Here is a 16,494-nt window from a genome sequence, read left to right as displayed (position 1 = left end):
CAGTATCACGGCTGTCGGCGCGGACTCCGCGCAGCAAGGCGGCACGCTGTTGATAACAATTTGACACCGCCGCGCAGCCGAGGAACCTCAGACGGTGGGAATCACTTGGCCGCGCCGTTGATCCTCGGTGTGAGGATCATGCCCTTTTCGACGCCCCACATCGTCGCGATCGTCTTGTATTCGCCGGTCTGAATCAGGTGCTCGAGCGCCTTCAGCAGCGATTGCGCCAGGCCTGAGCCCTTGGCCACCGGCCACCCGTAGGGAGCCGAGTCGAACACCTCGCCCGCGGTCTCCAGTTCACCGCCCGAGGTCTTGATCGCGAACAACGTCACCGGTGAATCCGCCGACATCGCATCCACTTCCCCGTTGATGAGCGCTGCGGTCAGGTCGTCCTGGCTGACGAACACCTTCTTGTCGATCGGCGGCTGCCCGGCAGCTACACAGGCGCCGCTCTTCGCCGGAATCTCCTCCGCCTCTTGCAATGACGGGTATGCGACACCGACGGACAAGCCACACGCATTGTTCGGATCCACTCCGCTGCCGGGACGGTGCGCCCACAAGGTGCCTGCCTCGAAGTACGTGACGAAGTCAACCGATTCCTCGCGCTCCTTGGTGTCGGTGAACGATGACATCCCGACATTGAAGTCGCCGCCGCGCACGGAGGGAATGATCGCCTCGAATGCCGTCTCGCGGTACTCCGGCACCAACCCCAGGGTGCGGGTGATCGCATTCATCAGGTCGACGTCGAAACCGACGATCGCTCCACTGGCGTCCTTGAATTCGTTTGGGGCATAGGGCACATTCACCCCGATGATCAGCCGGCCCGTCGACCTGATGTCTTCGGGCACCGTGGCGGCGATCGACTCCACCGCGCCGGGCTGCGGCCCCGGCGTCATCGTCGACGAGCTCTCCGCCACGCTCGCGGGCGAAGCACCATCGGACCCGCCTCGCCATTGCCAGACCCCGAGACCGCCGGCCACCACCACCAGCGCCACCGCGACGGCGACCGCGACGAGGCGCCCGGACACGTGCCGTCGGGCGGGGGCGGCACGTCGGGCCGAATGCCGTCCGCTGCCCGCCACGCGCACCGGTGCATTCAGCGCACGCCGTGCGGCGGAGGCCAATTCGGCGGCCGACTGATACCGCTTTCCCGGCGACTTGGCCATGCCCTTGGCGATGACCGCGTCGAACGCCGCCAACTTCGGGTCAACGGCCGACGGCCGCGGAATCGGCTGGGTCATGTGCCCGGCGATCTGTTGTTCGAGGCTCTGCGCCGGATAGGGCCGCTCGCCGGTGAGGCATTCATAGAGCACGCACGTCAACGCGTAGATGTCCGACGTCGCGTCGACCGGCTTGCCCTCGAACCGCTCGGGCGCCATGTACGCCATCGTTCCCAGCGTGCTGCCCGCCGTCGTCAACCCGACTTCCCCTGCGGTTCGTGCCAGCCCGAAGTCGATCAGGTAGACGAAATCGCGTTCGGTGATCAGGATGTTCGACGGCTTTACGTCGCGGTGGATCAGCCCGGCGGCATGTGCGGCGTCCAATGCGGTCGCGACCTGCTCGGTCACCTTGACCGAAAGCTCGGGATCCAGCGGACCGGAGGTCTCGTTGAGCATCGTCCCGAGATTGCGGCCCTCGATCAGCCGCATATCCAGGTACAGGCGGCCGTCGATCTCGCCGAAGCTGTGGATCGGCACCACATGTGGGTCGTTCAGGCCCGCGGCGGCCTGGGATTCGCGCCGGAACCTGGCCTGAAATGTCTCGTCGGCCGCCATGTTCGGCGGTAGCACCTTGAGGGCGACGATGCGGTCGGTTTTGGTGTCGTAGGCCCGGTAGACCTCACCCATTCCCCCTCGGCCTATCAGCCCTCGAAGCTGATAGTGCCCGAATGGTGTCGCATCCACCGTCAACTCCTCGGCAGCGGGCCCCCCGCGTCACGTGTCGATCGAAACTACATCACGTTTGCCAGAAAGTCCTACGAGTGGGCGGCTTGAACTGGGCCGGTGGGCGCGACTTTCTTGACGGCACGGACGGTGATCTGTCCGCCGCGCTGCGGCGTCATGATGACGTGCTTGAGTCTCGTCTTCTCACCAGGCTCGGAGGTGGTGCTCAACTCAACCCGGCGCAGGATCTCGCGCAGCACGATCCGCATCTCCACCATCGCGAAACCTGCACCGAGACAACGCCGATTGCCGCCGCCGAACGGGAACCACGTCGTCGGGCTCAGCGTCGCGCCGACCATCCGGTCCGGATCGAACTTCTCGGGGTTCGGGTAGACGTTCGGATCAGCGTGCACCGACGTGATGCTGGGGACGACCATCACCCCGACCGGTAGCTGGTATCCCCCAACCTCGACGGGTTCCTTCAGGATCCGGCCGACGTCGGGGACCACCGGGCGGATCCGCAGCGTCTCCTTGGCGATCGCGTCGAGGTACTCGTCACCGGCGGCATCGCCGGCCTCGGCCGCGGCGACGGCTCGCGCCAGAATCTGTGGGTGCCGGGTGAGCCGCTCCAATGCCCACGCCAGCCCGGTCGCCGTGGTGTCGTGGCCCGCCACCAGCAGAGTGATCAGCTGATCACGCAATTCCTTGTCGCTCATCCCGGTTCCATCGGCCGCGCCGGCCTGAACCAGCATGGCCAGGGCGTCGGTGCGCTCGGCGAGGTTCGGATCGGCGCGTCGTTCGGCTATTTCGGCGTATAGCAGCCGGTCGGCTTCGGCCATATTGCGCGCGAACCGCCGCCATGCCGGGCTCTTCTGCAGCTTCGGTTTCGCGATGGCCAACGACTCCCAGGGGCCGACTTTCAACAGCCGGGGCATCACGTCGCGCAGTGCGGCGAGCCGCGCCGGATCGCTGGCGCCGATCACCGTCCGCAGGATCACCTCCAACGTGATCTCCGACGTTTTCGGCGCCACCGCGAACGCCTGGCCCACCGGCCAGCCGGCGATGTTCTCCGCGGCGATGTCGGCCATCAGGTCGGCCTGGCGTGCGACCGCGTCACGATGGAACGGCGCCATCATCAGCTTGCGCCGTTCGCGATGGACGTCGCCGTCGATGACCAGAACCGAGCTCGAGCCCAACAAACCGGCCAGCATCGAATTGGCTTCGCCCGCATGGAAAATCCGAGGGTCGCCGGCGAACACCGTCTTGATGGTCTCCGGGTCGGCCAGATAGACCATCTCGCCCATCATCGTGTTACGCAGCGTGAAGATCGTGCCGTAGCGACGCCGGCACGACGCGACGAACTGCGGCCACCATCGCATCATCAACACCAGCTGCACCGACGCGGGCACTTTGGGCCCAGGGGGGAGAGCATTTCGCGCTGTTGGACTCATGCCTAATACGCTACGTGCGGGAGTCGGTCCAGGCAACGGGTCGGGCGTTTCCGATAGCCTCGACAACGAGATGTGCGGCTAATGTGTCGGCGAGTCGCGCACCGGCGCGCCGCATCCGAAAGATCCTTTGTCTATGCGAGTTGACGGGCGGGACATCACCGTCACGGGTAGCTTGCTGCAACCGTTGACCCGCCGGACCAACGACATCTTCCGGCTGGTCCTGTCCGCGGTGTTTCTCGCCGTCGTCATCACCAGCTCGCTGATCACACGCAACGAGTGGGTCGCCCTGGAACGGTCGATCTCCGAGATCGTCGCGGTCCTCACCCCCACCCAGGCCAACCTGGTGTACCTCGCGTACGGCGTCGCGATCCTGGCGTTGCCGTTCGTCATCCTGGTCAGCCTCATCGTCGCCAGACAGTGGAAACTCCTCGGCGCATACGCGGCCGCCGCTGCGATCGCCGGTCTGGCGCTGTCGATCACCAACGCGGGCATCGCGGCGCCGCAATGGCACTTCGACCTTCGGGATCGGCTCGACACGGTGCCGTCGCAGTTCGTCGACGACCCGCGCTGGATCGCGATGCTCGCCGCGGTGCTCACCGTTTCGGGGCCCTGGCTGCCCGCGCGGTGGCGGCGGTCATGGTGGGCGCTGTTGCTGGCGTTCGTACCGATCCATCTCGTGATCAGCGCGGTGGTTCCGGCGCGCTCGCTGTTCGGGCTCGCCGTGGGCTGGTTCATCGGCGCGCTGGTCGTGCTCGTCGTCGGCACTCCCGGCCTCGATGTACCGCTGGAGGGGGCTGTTCGCGCCATGGCGCGTCGCGGGTGCGTCGTGACCGCACTCAAGGTGGTGCGGCCGTCCGGTGCCGGGCCGCTGATCCTGCATGCGGAATGCGACCAGCAGCAGACGACGGCCGTGATGGAGATGTACGGACCGCACCAGCGCGGCGGCGGTGTGCTGCTTCAGGTGTGGCGAAAGGTGCGGTTCCGCGATAGGGAGACCGCACCCCTGCACGCGTCGATGCGTCGCGCGGTGGAACACCGGGCGCTGATGGTGATCGCGATCGGTCAGCTGAAGCTCGCCAACATCTCCACGATCGCGGTAGCCGGGCTCGAGCGCAGCTGGACGTTGTACGCGCACACCCCCGCGCACGGGACGCCGCTCGGCGATTGCACGGCAGCCATTCCCGTCGACCGGGTCTGGGAGTCGTTGCGCGAACTTCACGACTGCCAGATCTCACACGGGGACCTGCGCGCCAGCGAGATCACCGTCGAGGAGACCGTGTTGTTCGGTGGCTTCGGCAGCGCCGAGTACGGTGCGACCGACGCGCAGCTGCGCTCGGACATCGCACAGTTGTTGGTGACGACGACCCATCTGTACGACGCGCCGTCGGCCGTACGGGCGGCGATCGATGCGTTCGGCAAGGACACTGTGCTATCGGCATCGCGGCGTCTCACCAAAGCAGCTGTGCCACTGCATATCCGGCAATCTGTGCGAGACGCGAAGACCGTCATCTCCACCGCGCGTGACGAGGTGAAGCGTCAGACACGCGTCGATGAGATCCGGACCGAGACCGTCACCCGATTCACGCGCAGCCAGCTGATCCAGCTCGTACTGTTGATTGCGCTGGTGTACGTCGCGTATCCGTTCATCAGCTCGGTCCCGACCTTTCTCACCGAACTCCGCACTGCGAACTGGTGGTTCGCACTACTGGGACTGGCGGCGTCGGGGCTGACTTATCTCGGTGCGGCGGCAGCGCTGTGGGCGGCCGCCGACAGCGTAGTGAAGCTATGGGGCCTGATCGTCATGCAGGTGGCGAACAAGTTCGCTGCGACGACGACCCCAGCGGGCGTCGGCGGTCTTGCACTCAGCGCGAGATATCTGCAGAAGGGCGGCGTCACCCCGATGCGCGCGACGACCGCTGTCGCGCTGCAACAATCGGTCCAGGTGATGACCCACATCGTGTTGCTGATCTTCTTCAGCACCGCGGCGGGTGTGTCCGCCAACCTCTCTCGGTTCGTGCCCAGCGTCAACGTCCTGTATCTGGTGGCCGGCCTGCTGCTGGGATTGATCGGCACCTTCCTGCTGGTGCCCCGGCTGCGACGCTGGCTCGCGACGTCGGTGCGGCCGCGACTGCAGGAGGTGATCGGCCATCTCATCGAACTGGGCCGCGAACCGAAGCGACTGGCGGTCATCGTACTCGGTTGTGCAGCAACCACTCTCGGCAATGCATTCGCTTTGTGGGCGGCCATCGAGGCGTTCGGCGGCGACACCTCGTTCATCACCGTCACCGTCGTGACGATGATCGGCGGCACGTTGGCCTCGGCGGCGCCGACGCCCGGCGGAGTGGGCGCGGTGGAGGCCGCGTTGATCGGCGGCTTGGCCGCGTTCGGAATGACCGCCGCGATCGCCGTTCCGGCGGTGCTGCTCTACCGCGTGCTGACGACCTGGCTGCCGGTGTTCGTCGGCTGGCAGGTCATGCGGTGGATGACGCAGAACGGGCGGATCTAGCCCTGGGTCGAGCCCGGTGGTTGCTGGGTGAATACCTCTCTGTGCCAACCTCTGAGCGAAAATGTCGCTCACCTACTACAAGGGCCGGGGAACTTCAGCGACAAAGTCGCTCAGACGTTGGCAGCTCGCATGTAGGCACCTCGAGCCGGCGCGCGATCAAGCGAGCGAATGCAGCGAGCCGCGAACACCTGGAGGCCATAATGGGACGGTGGGTGAACGCAATGTATTGGGCGGCCCGCTCGAGCCGTGCGGCACCGATCCGATGACCGGCTTCTACCGCGACGGCTGCTGTTCGACCGGACCGCAGGACGTGGGCAGACACACCATCTGCGCCGTCGTGACCGCAGAATTCCTCGAGCATCAACGCTCTATCGGCAACGATCTGTCCACCCCGATGCCGCAATACCGCTTTCCCGGTCTGGAGCCCGGCGACCGTTGGTGCGTCACCGCGGTGAACTGGCTGAGGGCATACCAGGACGGTTACGCGGCCCCGGTCGTCCTGGCCTGCACCCACGAACGCACGCTCGACGTCGTACCGATCGAGGCGCTGCGCGAGAACGCCGTCGACGTCCCCGACGACCTGGAAAACCTTTAACGCAATACCTATCAGCGCGTCTCCGATCAGGCATACCGTGAGCGCTATGACCGATCAGGAACCCGCAGTCGCCGCTGGGCATCCACCCGAAAAGCTGCTCCGTATCGTCAACCCGTTGCTGCGCAGGCTGCTGGGCACACCACTGGCCGGTTCACTACGCAAGCAGCTGATGGTGCTCAACTTCAAGGGACGCAAATCCGGCCGCCAGTTCTCGATTCCGGTGAGCGCTCACCACATCGACGGCGCGCTGTACGCCATCGCGAACGCGGGGTGGAAGCACAACTTCAGCGGCGGCGCCGACGCCGAGGTTCTACACAACGGCAAGACCACGAAGATGCACGGCGAAGTCATCTCGGACCCGGCCGCCGTCGCCGATCTCGCGCACCGCGCCGCCCAGTCCTACGGCGTCAAGAAAGCCCAGACGATGATGGGACTCAAATTCCGCGACGACCGCATCCCGACCGTCGACGAGTTCGCCGAGGGGTTCGCCCGCGACAAGATCGTCGCGGTCAAGTTCACCCCACGCTGACAGGTCGATCGCCTAGTTCAATCCCCCGATGGCGACCGCATCAAGAATCCTCCAAGCCGTCTTGTGCACCCTTCCACCACTGGAAAGGACTGCACATGAATCAGATCTTGCGTCGAGCCGCGGTCGTCGCGGCGACAGCGGCGGTGGTGGTCGGATGCTCGTCGTCGACGCAACCGGCCGCGCGCCCCGGCGAACCCGCGCCGTCGGCGCCAGCCACCTCAACGCGGGCGACACCCCATGCCGCAACGATGGCCGCCTACAACGAGGAAGCGCCCATCCAGGACGTACCGTGGTCAGAGGTCGGCCCCGGCTGGACGCTCGCGATGTGGAACGCCGCCACCCCGACGAACGCCGGTGACGAGGTCGAGCCAGGCGACCCGACGCCCTACAACTCGGAGACGACGCTGTACCTCGTCAACCCCGAGGGGGGCCGCTACGCGATCACGACCTTCGAAGCGCCCGGCGAATCCGGTTCGCTGCCCACCCTTGTCGACTGGTCCGGCGACGGGACCCGCGCGCTGTTCTCCCGCCATGATGACGACTTGGTCGTGATGGAGGTCGATCTGCGCACCGGCGAGCGGACCTCCTTCCGGGTCGACGGCGGCTACTCCGCCGACCCGCGCTACACGAAGCCCGAAGGCAAGGCGGTGCTGCTGCTGAAGTCGAACGACGTCGACAGCCCGGCATCGCTCACACGCGTCGACCTCACCGGCAAGCAGCAGCTCACATTTCCGGTGGACAAACTCGGCAGCGAGTTCAACGCCTCAGTCCTCTCCACTTCCGACGGCACCGAGCTGATGCTCGGCACCGATGCCGGTCTGGCGATGATGGGCAATGACGGCGCGCCGGGCAAGTTTCTGCCGGTCCCCGACGCCAGCCACTGCTCGCCGACGCGGTGGTGGGACGTCGGCGTCGCCGTAGCGCGTTGCAACGGAACGGATTTCAGCTATTCGCGGCTGTGGCTCGTACCTGTCGACGGTTCGGCGCCGACCCCGCTGACGGCGGAGAATGACGGGTCGCAGGGTCCGTCCGTCGCCGACCTGGACGCCTGGAAATTGCCCCAGGGCACCTTCGTTCAGGCGGCCGGCGGATGCGGCATGGTGTTCCTCGGCAAGCTCAACGAAGCCGACGGAACAACCACTGCGGTGGATGTTCCGCAGGTGGACGAGCGCCGCAGCGTCCGCGTGCTCGGCGTCCACGATGACAACCTTCAGCTTCAGGCGACTCTGTCGTGCGGCAGCGGCGAGACGCTCGTCGACTACGACCCGGAGGCGGGGACGTCTACGGTTCTGCTCGGCGGTGATACCAACGGCGGCGGCGTCGTCGAAGCCTTGGCCTACCCGGCGAGGCCCTAGCTGGCGGCACCTCTCGCTATCCCGATTCAACAAATCAGCTGGTCACCATTTACTTCGCACCCAAAATCTGCGACCGTGTCAATTTCAGGGGTCACAGCTGAGGGGAAACCATGCGCAGTCGGATTGTGCCGCTGATGGCGGCTGGATTGATCGTGGCCGGGTGCGGCAGCTCGCCCAGTGAAGAGGCCGACGCTCCGGAGTCACCCGCGGCCGCCGAAACCTCGGCGAAGGGAAAAGTCGATGCGGAGAACGGCGCCCCGGAGGCGCCCGGCCCCGACGGCCCTGGCGGAACGATGATCGTCACCTACGAAGACGCCGACACGCCTGAGGCACTGAACGGGAAGAAAATTCAGCAGGACAATCGCATGCTCGAAGACCTCGCCGACGACATCAACCAGACACTGGTGCTGCCCAACGACATACAGCTGCGCGGGTCGCAGTGCGGACAGCCCAACGCATTCTGGAGCGAGAGCGACAACACCATCACCATGTGCTACGAGGACACCGACTGGGCCCAAGGGGTTTTCACGAAGGCCGGTGATCCAGACCCTGTCGAGTCGGCACTCAACTCCGAGTACGCGACGTTCTACCACGAGGTCGGCCACATGGCGGTCAGCATCTACGACCTGCCGGTGACCGGTCGCGAGGAGGACGTGGCCGATCAGGCCTCTGCATACATCTTGTTGACGCCGGACGAGGACGGCAGGGTCGACCCGGAGTCGGTGCAGGCCGTCAAGGACTTCGCGCGCGCGTTCGCCTCGCTTGCCGAGGTGCAGACCGAGTTCACCGCGGACGACATGGCGGACGAACACTCACTGAACCTGCAGCGCGTGTACAACCTGGAGTGCTGGATCTACGGGTCGAACCCGGACGCCAACGGCGACTTGGTAACCAACGAACAACTGCCCGAAGACCGCGCGTCGGGCTGCCCGGCCGAGTGGCAGCAACTCGACGAAGCCTGGTCCACGCTGCTCGAACCCCACTGGAAATAGCGCTATCCAACCGACGAAATTCGATCTTGATAACTCGCTGGTAGTCGGTTTGCAGGCGCAAAGGTGAACATTATTGACATTGGCGTAGACGGCTGTGTCTAAAGCAAGGACAGAACCGTCGAGCAGCCCTAACATTCCGTCCGTGGAACCCCAGAGCCCAGCGGCGCCAGAGCGCCAGGCAAGTTCGCGCCACGGCGCTCCCGAGCCCACATCGGGCCGGCGCGTCGGAACCATCGTCGGCGTCGTCGCGGTGGTCTTGCTGGCCTACGTCGGCACGCTGTTCGCCTACTGGTGGCTGTCGGGCTCGTCGACCGAGTTGGGCCCCGCCGACACCGGCGACGGATCCGAAACCGTCGTCCTCGTGACCGTGAAGGCCTTGCGCACCGTCGACTATCAAGCCGATGTCAAGGTGCTCGTCATTCCGCAGGATGACCTCACCGATGAACGTCTCGAGGTACTCAACACCGACATATCGGTGCGGTTGTTCCCGTGGAACACGTTGGGCGACTTGAGTTTCCCCGCAGGGGAGGCGCCTGCCGAGAAGACGACCACCCTCGACCTCAACGGTGACGTGAACAACTGGCCGTTCGACTCGTACAGGAGCGAGCCGATCAGCGCCACGCTGCTTGTCGGATCGGGTGAAGAGCGGCAGTTCATGCCTGCCCGCGTGGAGGTAGAGGGCGCGCTGCAGGGCTGGGATATCACAGCCGAAGAGGTTCCTCCGGGACCGCAGACCTCGGGCACCGACGAAGCGATGCAGGTGACGATGAAACGGTCACTCGGTCCGCTGGCATTCGATCTCGGAATCTGCATAGTGTTGATCACGCTGCCCACGTTGGCGATTGCCACTGCCCTGCAGGTGATCACACGACGGAAGGCGTTCCAGATGCCGTTCCTGACGTGGTACGCCGCGATGCTGTTCGCGGTTGTCCCGCTCCGGAACATCTTGCCGGGAGCACCGCCGCCGGGCGCGTGGATCGACGTCGGCCTCGTGCTGTGGGTCCTGGTCGCCTTGGTGACGGCGATGTTGATGGCTGTCATCTCCTGGTGGAAACAGGTCGACTAGAACCGAGTAGTTCTTGGACGCACCGACATTCGGTAGGTCCAAGTTCTATTCCCAGATGTCCTGTAGCTCGTCGGCGATCGCCACTGGGTCCTGCGTGTCGGTGTTGCAGGTGACAGCGATGGATGTGTGTCGATCCGCGCTGACGCGGAACGCACTGACGAATCCAGCCCATGAGCCGTCGTGGTCGAGGCTGCCGTCGGGGTACACGAAGATGCCGGCGCCGTAACGATCGCCGTCGCCGGATCCGGTGTCTGCGGCCCCTTCGACCTGCTCGTCGAGGAGGCGCCGGCCGCCCAACTTTCCGGTCCGATAGTTATCGGCCCACCGCACGAGTTGGGTGGGTGTGGTTTCGACGGCGCCGTCACCGACCTGCTCCCATGCGGAATTCCAGACGGTGTACTCGGAGGTGTCCTCGTCGAACCCGTAGGACAGGGCCTTGCCCGGGATCGAGTTGCCGGCGTCCATCACCATGGCTAGATCGAGCGGCTTGAAGACCTGCGTGCTCAGGTAGGCGGGTAACGGTTGGCCGGAAACCCGCTGGACGATGTCGGCCAGCAACAGATAGTTGGAGTTCGAGTATTCGAACTGATCGCCGGGCTCGAACTCCAAATCCTGTACCTCGGCTAGGATCTGCAGTGCCTGCTCCTGCGTCGTGCGGTCGCTGTACTGATAGCCGGCATCCTCCAGCAGTCCGATGTAGTCCGGGATTCCGCTCGTTTGATGCATGACTTGTCCGACGGTCACCGTTTCGGCCCACGCGGGGAGCCCCGGCACCAGGGAGGCCAGGGTGTCGTCGAGCGAGAGCTGGCCCGCCTCCACCAACAACAGGACCGCGGTGGCGGTGAATTGCTTGGACACAGAAGCGATGTCGAAGACTGTGCTGTCGGTTATCTCGGCGCCGGTTTTCAGATCGGCGAGACCACGGACCCCTTTCCAAACCACGTTGCCGTCGACACCGACCGCGGCGGAGCAGCCGGGCTCGTCAAGCTTGATGGCGCGGTTGAGCACGTCCTGGCTGCGGGCCGCGGATTCGTCCGGCGCGTACGCCGCGGTGGCCTCGGTCCTGTCGTGGGTTCCCGGTGCCGGCTCGTGTGCGCTGCTGCACCCCCCGAGGAGAAGTGCAACGGCGACAAGGCGAATCGCCAGCTGTCGCTTGCGGGTTGCCCCGGCGCAACGAGTCACCATGGCTACCTCCCGCGCCGACAATATATCCACGCATCCTGGGTGACTGCTGTACGAGCGAAACACCGAGGATGAGATCGGCCAGCAGGCAACGGGATTGGCCGCCGAGCTCCGTCTGGACGGCACGATCACGCTGATGCCGATCCGACGTCGCGAGCCGGGTGAGCGTCGCGGCGAACCTCATCGACGCGTCCGCTCCGAGACCGACCGGGTCCCGATGACCTGACAGCGGGGACCCTCACTGGTCACATGCGTCTCAGCTGGTCACACCTGACACCGACGTCACAGGAGCTGCCAGGATTTCTCACAGATTTTGACTTGAAATTCTCCGATTTTGGCAAATTCGCCATCGGGTAATGGTGTGATGGACATCACCGTCGATGAATTCATTTGGACCCAGGCATCCATGTGAAGGGGGGAACGATGGACCCATTCTTAGGGCACGCGTGGATCGGTGCGATAGCCATCCCGCTGGCGATAGTGATGGCCATCGCGTTCGTTTTGGAGCAATACCAACAGCGTCAAAATCGCGTGGACGGCGTGCTGATGTCGTGGGATGACCTGCGGTTGACCCCCAGCCATCTCTTCGTCGGCTCTCGCCGCGACGCCGAACGACTGCCCGTCGGCGGGCTCAGCGCGAAGGTCGACGTCACTCGCTCGCCCGGTCACCCGGACGACGAGGTCCACCTCGTCATCAAGAACGCAGGCGCCGACATCCGCCGCAGGCAGCCGTACTCGTACGGTGCGAGCGGGAACGCGCAGATGTTCGCGATCAAGCTCAACATGCTCAGCGGCCACCCCCGCAAGGCGTCCGACGCCTTCGCCACCGGCATCATCGACGGCCCACGGTCGGACCGCCACGCCGCCTGAGCGCGGTTGAACAGCCTAGGTTTTCAGCAGCTGCGCCGCATCGTCGACCACACCCATCACGATCTCGCCGATGCGACGCTTGTCCGTCGGACTCATCCGCGGACGCGGTATCGCTGTGCTGAAGGCCAGGTGCGGCAGCCCTTCCCGAACCGGGAACGCGACCGCAATCGACGAGACATCCGCCTCGCTCTCCTCAGAGCTGCACGCGTAACCGCGCCGCCGGATCTGTGCGAGCTCTCGTAGCAATCCGGCTTTGGTCTTGATGCTGCGGTCAGTGAGGGTGACGAGTTCTTCGGTCGGATAGAGCTTCTCGATTTCAGCAAGCGACAGGCCGGCGAGCATCGCCTTTCCGGACGCGGTCGTACTCGCGGGCAGCGCCATACCCACCCGTGACGCGGTCCGCGCCACCTTCGAGCCTTCGATCGCGTCCACGAAACAGACCGCCGTGTTGTCGAGCATCGACAGGTGCACCGTCTCATCGAGCGTGGAGCTGAGCTTTTCCAGATACGGCCGCAGCGGCGCCAGGAAGTCCAGACGACGGGTAATCGAGAAGGCGATCTTCGTCAGCGCAGTGCCTGCGGTGTAGATCTTTGTCTTCGGGTCTTGTTGGACGAAACCGCGATAGAGCAACATCGCCAACATTCGGTGGGCGCTCGAGGATGCGACGCCGAGATAGTCGCTCACGTCGGTCAACCGCAGTTCGCCCCGTTCCGCGAGAAGTAGTACGACCTTCAACGCGTTGTCCACCGATTCGATCGGGTATTGCGGCATCGGTCCGCCGGCGGTTGTCACGATCACATGACCTTCGTCGGCGATGGACTAGGCGCGAGCCCATACCCGCCGTCGGGATGCAAAGTGTCCCCGGTGATTCCGCGTGCGCGATCGGAAGCCAGATACACAAAACTCCATGCGTGATCTTCGGCCGTCAACGCCACGTTCAGGGGAGTTCGCGCCTTCAGACCATCGGCGCGATCGGGACCGTCACCGAGTCGAAACTCGCTCTGGCCCAACGCGGTCAAGCCTCGCAGATCGGTCTTGACCGTGCCGCCCGGCGCGACACCGTTGACCCGGATGTGGGGCGCTAGTTCATAGGCGAGGCTGGTGACCAAACCGCGGACCGCGAACTTCGACGAAACGTAGAGAACCCCGCCGCGGCCGGGATAGAACGAGGATGCCGACTCCGCGAGCACTATCGACGATCCAGTCCCGCGCTGCAAGGCCGAGACTGCCGCCTTGACCGACTGCAGATGGCTCAACACGTTGACTCGGAACATCTCCTCGAAGGCCGCGTCGAGGCTGTCCTCGGCGATGTCGGTCAGGCCTTGGTAGAAGTCGAATACGCCAACACAGTTGACCAAGGTGTCCAGGCCGCCAAACGCGTCGACGGCGGCCTCGACCGCGTCGATGTTGGCTGACCTCGTCGTCGCGTCACCCTCGATCACGGGTACGTCGGGGACTTCGTCGCGCAGCGCGATGCACTTGTCGGCGTCACGTTCCAGCGCCACCAACTGCGCGCCCTCATGGCGAAACGCGTCCACGACGGCTCGGCCGATACCGGATCCGGCCCCGACGATCAGCGCACGTTTGCCGTCGAGCCATCCGGTCATCGGTCGTCCTCGGCGTCGGGGATCAGCGGCGCGTGGGGGTTGCTGATCATCGCCTCGAGTGTGGCTGTGTTCTGCCAAGTCAGGGCTTCCACCTCCAACGCGTCGAGGGTGATCCAGCGTCCCGTGCGGGGTGACGTGATGAGCAGCCGCGTCCCGTTACGGGTCTCGATCCGGTAGACCTCGGTGGCACTGAACTCGTTCGCAATGACGATCGGATCGCCGACGCGGGCATCGAGCAGACTCTGCGGCAGTGCCGACGTCCGGTCGTCTCCGGTACTCATAGGAAGATCGCCAGGTTCTGCATGCGGATGACCGACTCGTCGATGAAGATCGTGCGCCGGGCGATCTTCCAGCGGTCTCCTTCGCGCCGCAGCAGGTCTTCACGGCCACACGACACGGTCGCGGCTTCGTTGACATCGCCGCGGCTACGGAACAGCAGCTCGGCCGAGTCGACGATGAGGTGGTCATCCTTGGGGGTCGCAAAAGTGCGCACGTTGGTGATGTAGTGCCGTAGTCGAGACGGCGGATCCTCCGTCCACGCATGCTCGGTGCGGAACCGGGCGACCCGGCGGCCCAACGAGTACTTGTTTTCGTCGAAGTGAGCCATGCCCGGCGACGAGTCGTACCCGGTGCCCAACGCGGTCGAAACTCGCACCGGCATCACGTAGTGCACGTCGTCGGTGAACAAGTCCAACCACTCGTCGTACGCCTGAGCATCGAGCAGGTATGCCTCATCGACGAGGAACTGGTGGGCGCGCAGGTGGCGCTCATCGCTGAAGGGCAGTGTGCTTCCGACGCGACGGTCACGCGCCGCGTGGTCGCCGAGTACCGACTGCTCGGAGTACGTCTCGCCGCGCCCGAAGCGGCGAAACCCGGCCCCTCGATCATGCTGCGGCGCAGTCATACCCGCGCTCGATCTGTAACCGGAAGGCTGGCTGTCTGTACCAGTGGCTCGATCCCGTCGGCGCACGTCCCGACCGCGACCGTCGCCGAGGCCTCGACCGGACGCTCCACCTGGTCGGCCCACAATCGCAGCAGAGCACGCTGATTGGCTTCGTTGTAGCCGACCTGTGCTACGCCTGGGCCATGAAATTCGTTGGGTGGCAGGCGCTTTCCGACAGGTGTATCGTCCTCCAGCAACCCCATCCGACTGTTGAGCTGCAGACGCCGCGCCATCGAGCCTGCCGCGGTGTTGGTCAGCGACACCCAGTTCTCGACATCGTCCTGCTCGAACATGCCCGTCGAGCCGAAGCACATCAAGTAGGCCTTGTAGGACTTCTTCTTGTACTCCTCAGGTGCCGCGGCGTCGACGGCGAACCAGGAGTACACCTCGGTTTCGTGTTCGTCGATGGGTTGCCACGTCCGCAGCGAGATGAACGGCAGGACACTGTCACCGTCCTCCACCTTCGGCCAGTTGTGCACCAGGCTCATGTTCGGGAAGCAGGACGCCGCCGAGATCATGAAGCCGTCGCCGCCGACCAGCTTCTGCTGATCCGAGGACCAGATCTGTTCGATGCGCGCGATCATGTCGTCGGTGTAGCCGACGTAGCGCATCCGCTCCCGGAAATCGCCGGGCGGCAGTTTCTAGGTGGTGCCCCCGCCGACCCCGGCCCAGTAGGTGGCGCCGTCCTTGCGCTTTTCCGCCTTGGGCTCACGGAACAAGCCGATCTCCACGACGGAGGTGTGCGTCTGCGGGGTGTGATACATGTCGCCGGCGAAGTTCTCGGCGCCGATCTTCCAGTTGGCGTTGATGCGCCATCGCTGAGGACCGCGGACCTCCAAACCGGCCGAGCTCTGCCTCGAGTAGTAGTCGAGGTAGAACCGGAAGTCGCCGAGATAGTCCTCGAGGGGTTCAGCGTTGGCGTCCAGGCTGATGAAAATCAGTCCGTTGTAGCTGGCGAGGCTCGGGGCGGGCAGCAGCGTCTGACCGCGCTTCTTGAACCCTTGGTCACCTCCATAGGCCTCCTGATGAAACGGCAAGCCGAGGATGCGTCCGTCATTGCGGTACGACCACCCGTGATACGGGCACCGGAAGTTCGACGCGTTGCCCATCTCCGCGCGGCACACCTGCATGCCCCGGTGCAGGCACATGTTGAACATCGCCCTGATCTCGCCCTTGGAGTCGCGTGCGATGACGAACGAATCGTCGAGCACGCGCCTGACCACGTAGTCACCTTCGAGCGGAACCTCCGACTCGTGTCCGACGAAGATCCAGGACCGGCCGAAGATCCGCTCCCGTTCGAGGGCGAAGATCTCGGCGTCGTTGTAGATGTGGGCGGGGATCATGCCCCGGCGCACCGCAGCCAGGACATCCACTAGGTCGGGCATCGCAAATCTCCAACCGGCGGTTCTCTGACGGACAGAAAGCCATCTCCGCCAGTTAGAAGGATTCTCTACACCGGGGCGCTAGACATCCCAGGGCCGTAAGTTGTCAAGCAGCTGCGGGCGTGCGGTGTGT

General features: G+C 64.9%; 14 protein-coding genes and 1 pseudogene. 7 read left to right on the top strand and 8 right to left on the bottom strand.

Annotated elements, in window-relative coordinates; translation table 11 throughout:
* Positions 1-101 precede the first annotated feature (101 nt).
* Together M1248_RS26615 and M1248_RS26610 are read right to left on the bottom strand one after the other, a co-directional pair.
* A complete protein-coding gene (locus tag M1248_RS26615) occupies positions 102-1,904 on the bottom strand; it encodes a bifunctional serine/threonine-protein kinase/transporter substrate-binding domain-containing protein (RefSeq protein ID WP_317150215.1) in 1,803 nt (600 codons plus the stop codon).
* 71 nt (positions 1,905-1,975) lie between these two features.
* A complete protein-coding gene (locus M1248_RS26610) occupies positions 1,976-3,334 on the bottom strand; it encodes a cytochrome P450 (protein WP_317150214.1) in 1,359 nt (452 codons plus the stop codon).
* 133 nt (positions 3,335-3,467) lie between these two features.
* On the opposite strand from M1248_RS26610, the gene M1248_RS26605 reads away from it, so the two are divergent.
* The 6 genes from M1248_RS26605 to M1248_RS26580 all read left to right on the top strand — a co-directional run bounded on the left by M1248_RS26605 (position 3,468) and on the right by M1248_RS26580 (position 10,377).
* Positions 3,468-5,840, top strand: coding sequence for a lysylphosphatidylglycerol synthase transmembrane domain-containing protein (locus M1248_RS26605; protein WP_317150213.1), 2,373 nt, complete (start codon positions 3,468-3,470; stop codon positions 5,838-5,840).
* Between the two features lie 208 nt (positions 5,841-6,048).
* Positions 6,049-6,435, top strand: a complete 387-nt coding sequence (locus M1248_RS26600; protein ID WP_083128014.1) for a DUF2237 family protein — start codon at positions 6,049-6,051, stop codon at positions 6,433-6,435.
* A gap of 46 nt (positions 6,436-6,481) precedes the next feature.
* Positions 6,482-6,964: a hypothetical protein gene (locus M1248_RS26595; protein ID WP_317150212.1), complete on the top strand. Its 483-nt coding sequence runs from the start codon at positions 6,482-6,484 to the stop codon at positions 6,962-6,964.
* Between the two features lie 95 nt (positions 6,965-7,059).
* Complete coding sequence (locus M1248_RS26590) at positions 7,060-8,319, top strand: hypothetical protein (RefSeq protein ID WP_317150211.1); 1,260 nt, start codon at positions 7,060-7,062, stop codon at positions 8,317-8,319.
* A 110-nt stretch (positions 8,320-8,429) separates the two neighbouring features.
* Entirely contained in the window at positions 8,430-9,311 is an 882-nt protein-coding gene (locus M1248_RS26585; RefSeq protein WP_163734868.1) for a DUF4344 domain-containing metallopeptidase, read from the top strand.
* A 142-nt stretch (positions 9,312-9,453) separates the two neighbouring features.
* On the top strand, positions 9,454-10,377 hold the full coding sequence (locus M1248_RS26580; protein ID WP_163734866.1) for a DUF4436 domain-containing protein: 924 nt from the start codon (positions 9,454-9,456) through the stop codon (positions 10,375-10,377).
* A 45-nt stretch (positions 10,378-10,422) separates the two neighbouring features.
* Here the strand turns inward: M1248_RS26580 and M1248_RS26575 are convergent, their stop codons facing one another.
* Entirely contained in the window at positions 10,423-11,562 is a 1,140-nt protein-coding gene (locus tag M1248_RS26575) for a serine hydrolase (protein ID WP_317150210.1), read from the bottom strand.
* Positions 11,563-11,982: 420 nt separating this feature from the next.
* On the opposite strand from M1248_RS26575, the gene M1248_RS26570 reads away from it, so the two are divergent.
* Positions 11,983-12,429 carry a hypothetical protein gene (locus M1248_RS26570; RefSeq protein WP_317150209.1) on the top strand — a complete coding sequence of 149 codons (447 nt, stop codon included), beginning with the start codon at positions 11,983-11,985 and terminating at the stop codon, positions 12,427-12,429.
* 15 nt (positions 12,430-12,444) lie between these two features.
* Here the strand turns inward: M1248_RS26570 and M1248_RS26565 are convergent, their stop codons facing one another.
* The 5 genes and pseudogenes from M1248_RS26565 to M1248_RS26545 all read right to left on the bottom strand — a co-directional run bounded on the left by M1248_RS26565 (position 12,445) and on the right by M1248_RS26545 (position 16,364).
* Positions 12,445-13,221, bottom strand: coding sequence for an IclR family transcriptional regulator (locus tag M1248_RS26565; RefSeq protein WP_232076330.1), 777 nt, complete (start codon positions 13,219-13,221; stop codon positions 12,445-12,447).
* A gap of 2 nt (positions 13,222-13,223) precedes the next feature.
* A complete protein-coding gene (hcaB, locus tag M1248_RS26560) occupies positions 13,224-14,036 on the bottom strand; it encodes a 3-(cis-5,6-dihydroxycyclohexa-1,3-dien-1-yl)propanoate dehydrogenase (RefSeq protein WP_317150208.1) in 813 nt (270 codons plus the stop codon).
* Positions 14,033-14,317 carry a dihydrodiol dehydrogenase gene (locus M1248_RS26555; protein ID WP_174262169.1) on the bottom strand — a complete coding sequence of 95 codons (285 nt, stop codon included), beginning with the start codon at positions 14,315-14,317 and terminating at the stop codon, positions 14,033-14,035. The genes hcaB and M1248_RS26555 overlap by 4 nt, the downstream gene beginning before the upstream one ends.
* Entirely contained in the window at positions 14,314-14,940 is a 627-nt protein-coding gene (locus M1248_RS26550; protein WP_317150207.1) for a 3-phenylpropionate/cinnamic acid dioxygenase subunit beta, read from the bottom strand. The genes M1248_RS26555 and M1248_RS26550 overlap by 4 nt, the downstream gene beginning before the upstream one ends.
* Positions 14,937-16,364 (bottom strand): annotated as a pseudogene (locus M1248_RS26545) (aromatic ring-hydroxylating dioxygenase subunit alpha). Before M1248_RS26545 ends, M1248_RS26550 begins: the two are co-directional and overlap by 4 nt.
* Positions 16,365-16,494 lie beyond the last annotated feature (130 nt).

Origin of the sequence: Mycobacterium sp. 29Ha (assembly GCF_032883055.1) — a bacterium.
GTDB classification, from domain to species: domain Bacteria; phylum Actinomycetota; class Actinomycetes; order Mycobacteriales; family Mycobacteriaceae; genus Mycobacterium; species Mycobacterium gallinarum.
Note: the sequence above shows the minus strand (reverse complement) of the source record. Positions and strands in the feature narration are given on the sequence as shown.

Bases quoted from the DNA above. Each gene is read 5' to 3' on its own strand.
- M1248_RS26610 (WP_317150214.1), bottom strand. From the start codon at position 3,334: ATGAGTCCAACAGCGCGAAATGCTCTCCCCCCTGGGCCCAAAGTGCCC.
- M1248_RS26605 (WP_317150213.1), top strand. From the start codon at position 3,468: ATGCGAGTTGACGGGCGGGACATCACCGTCACGGGTAGCTTGCTGCAA.
- M1248_RS26595 (WP_317150212.1), top strand. From the start codon at position 6,482: ATGACCGATCAGGAACCCGCAGTCGCCGCTGGGCATCCACCCGAAAAG.
- M1248_RS26590 (WP_317150211.1), top strand. From the start codon at position 7,060: ATGAATCAGATCTTGCGTCGAGCCGCGGTCGTCGCGGCGACAGCGGCG.
- M1248_RS26585 (WP_163734868.1), top strand. From the start codon at position 8,430: ATGCGCAGTCGGATTGTGCCGCTGATGGCGGCTGGATTGATCGTGGCC.
- M1248_RS26575 (WP_317150210.1), bottom strand. From the start codon at position 11,562: ATGGTGACTCGTTGCGCCGGGGCAACCCGCAAGCGACAGCTGGCGATT.
- M1248_RS26570 (WP_317150209.1), top strand. From the start codon at position 11,983: ATGGACCCATTCTTAGGGCACGCGTGGATCGGTGCGATAGCCATCCCG.
- hcaB (WP_317150208.1), bottom strand. From the start codon at position 14,036: ATGACCGGATGGCTCGACGGCAAACGTGCGCTGATCGTCGGGGCCGGA.
- M1248_RS26555 (WP_174262169.1), bottom strand. From the start codon at position 14,317: ATGAGTACCGGAGACGACCGGACGTCGGCACTGCCGCAGAGTCTGCTC.
- M1248_RS26550 (WP_317150207.1), bottom strand. From the start codon at position 14,940: ATGACTGCGCCGCAGCATGATCGAGGGGCCGGGTTTCGCCGCTTCGGG.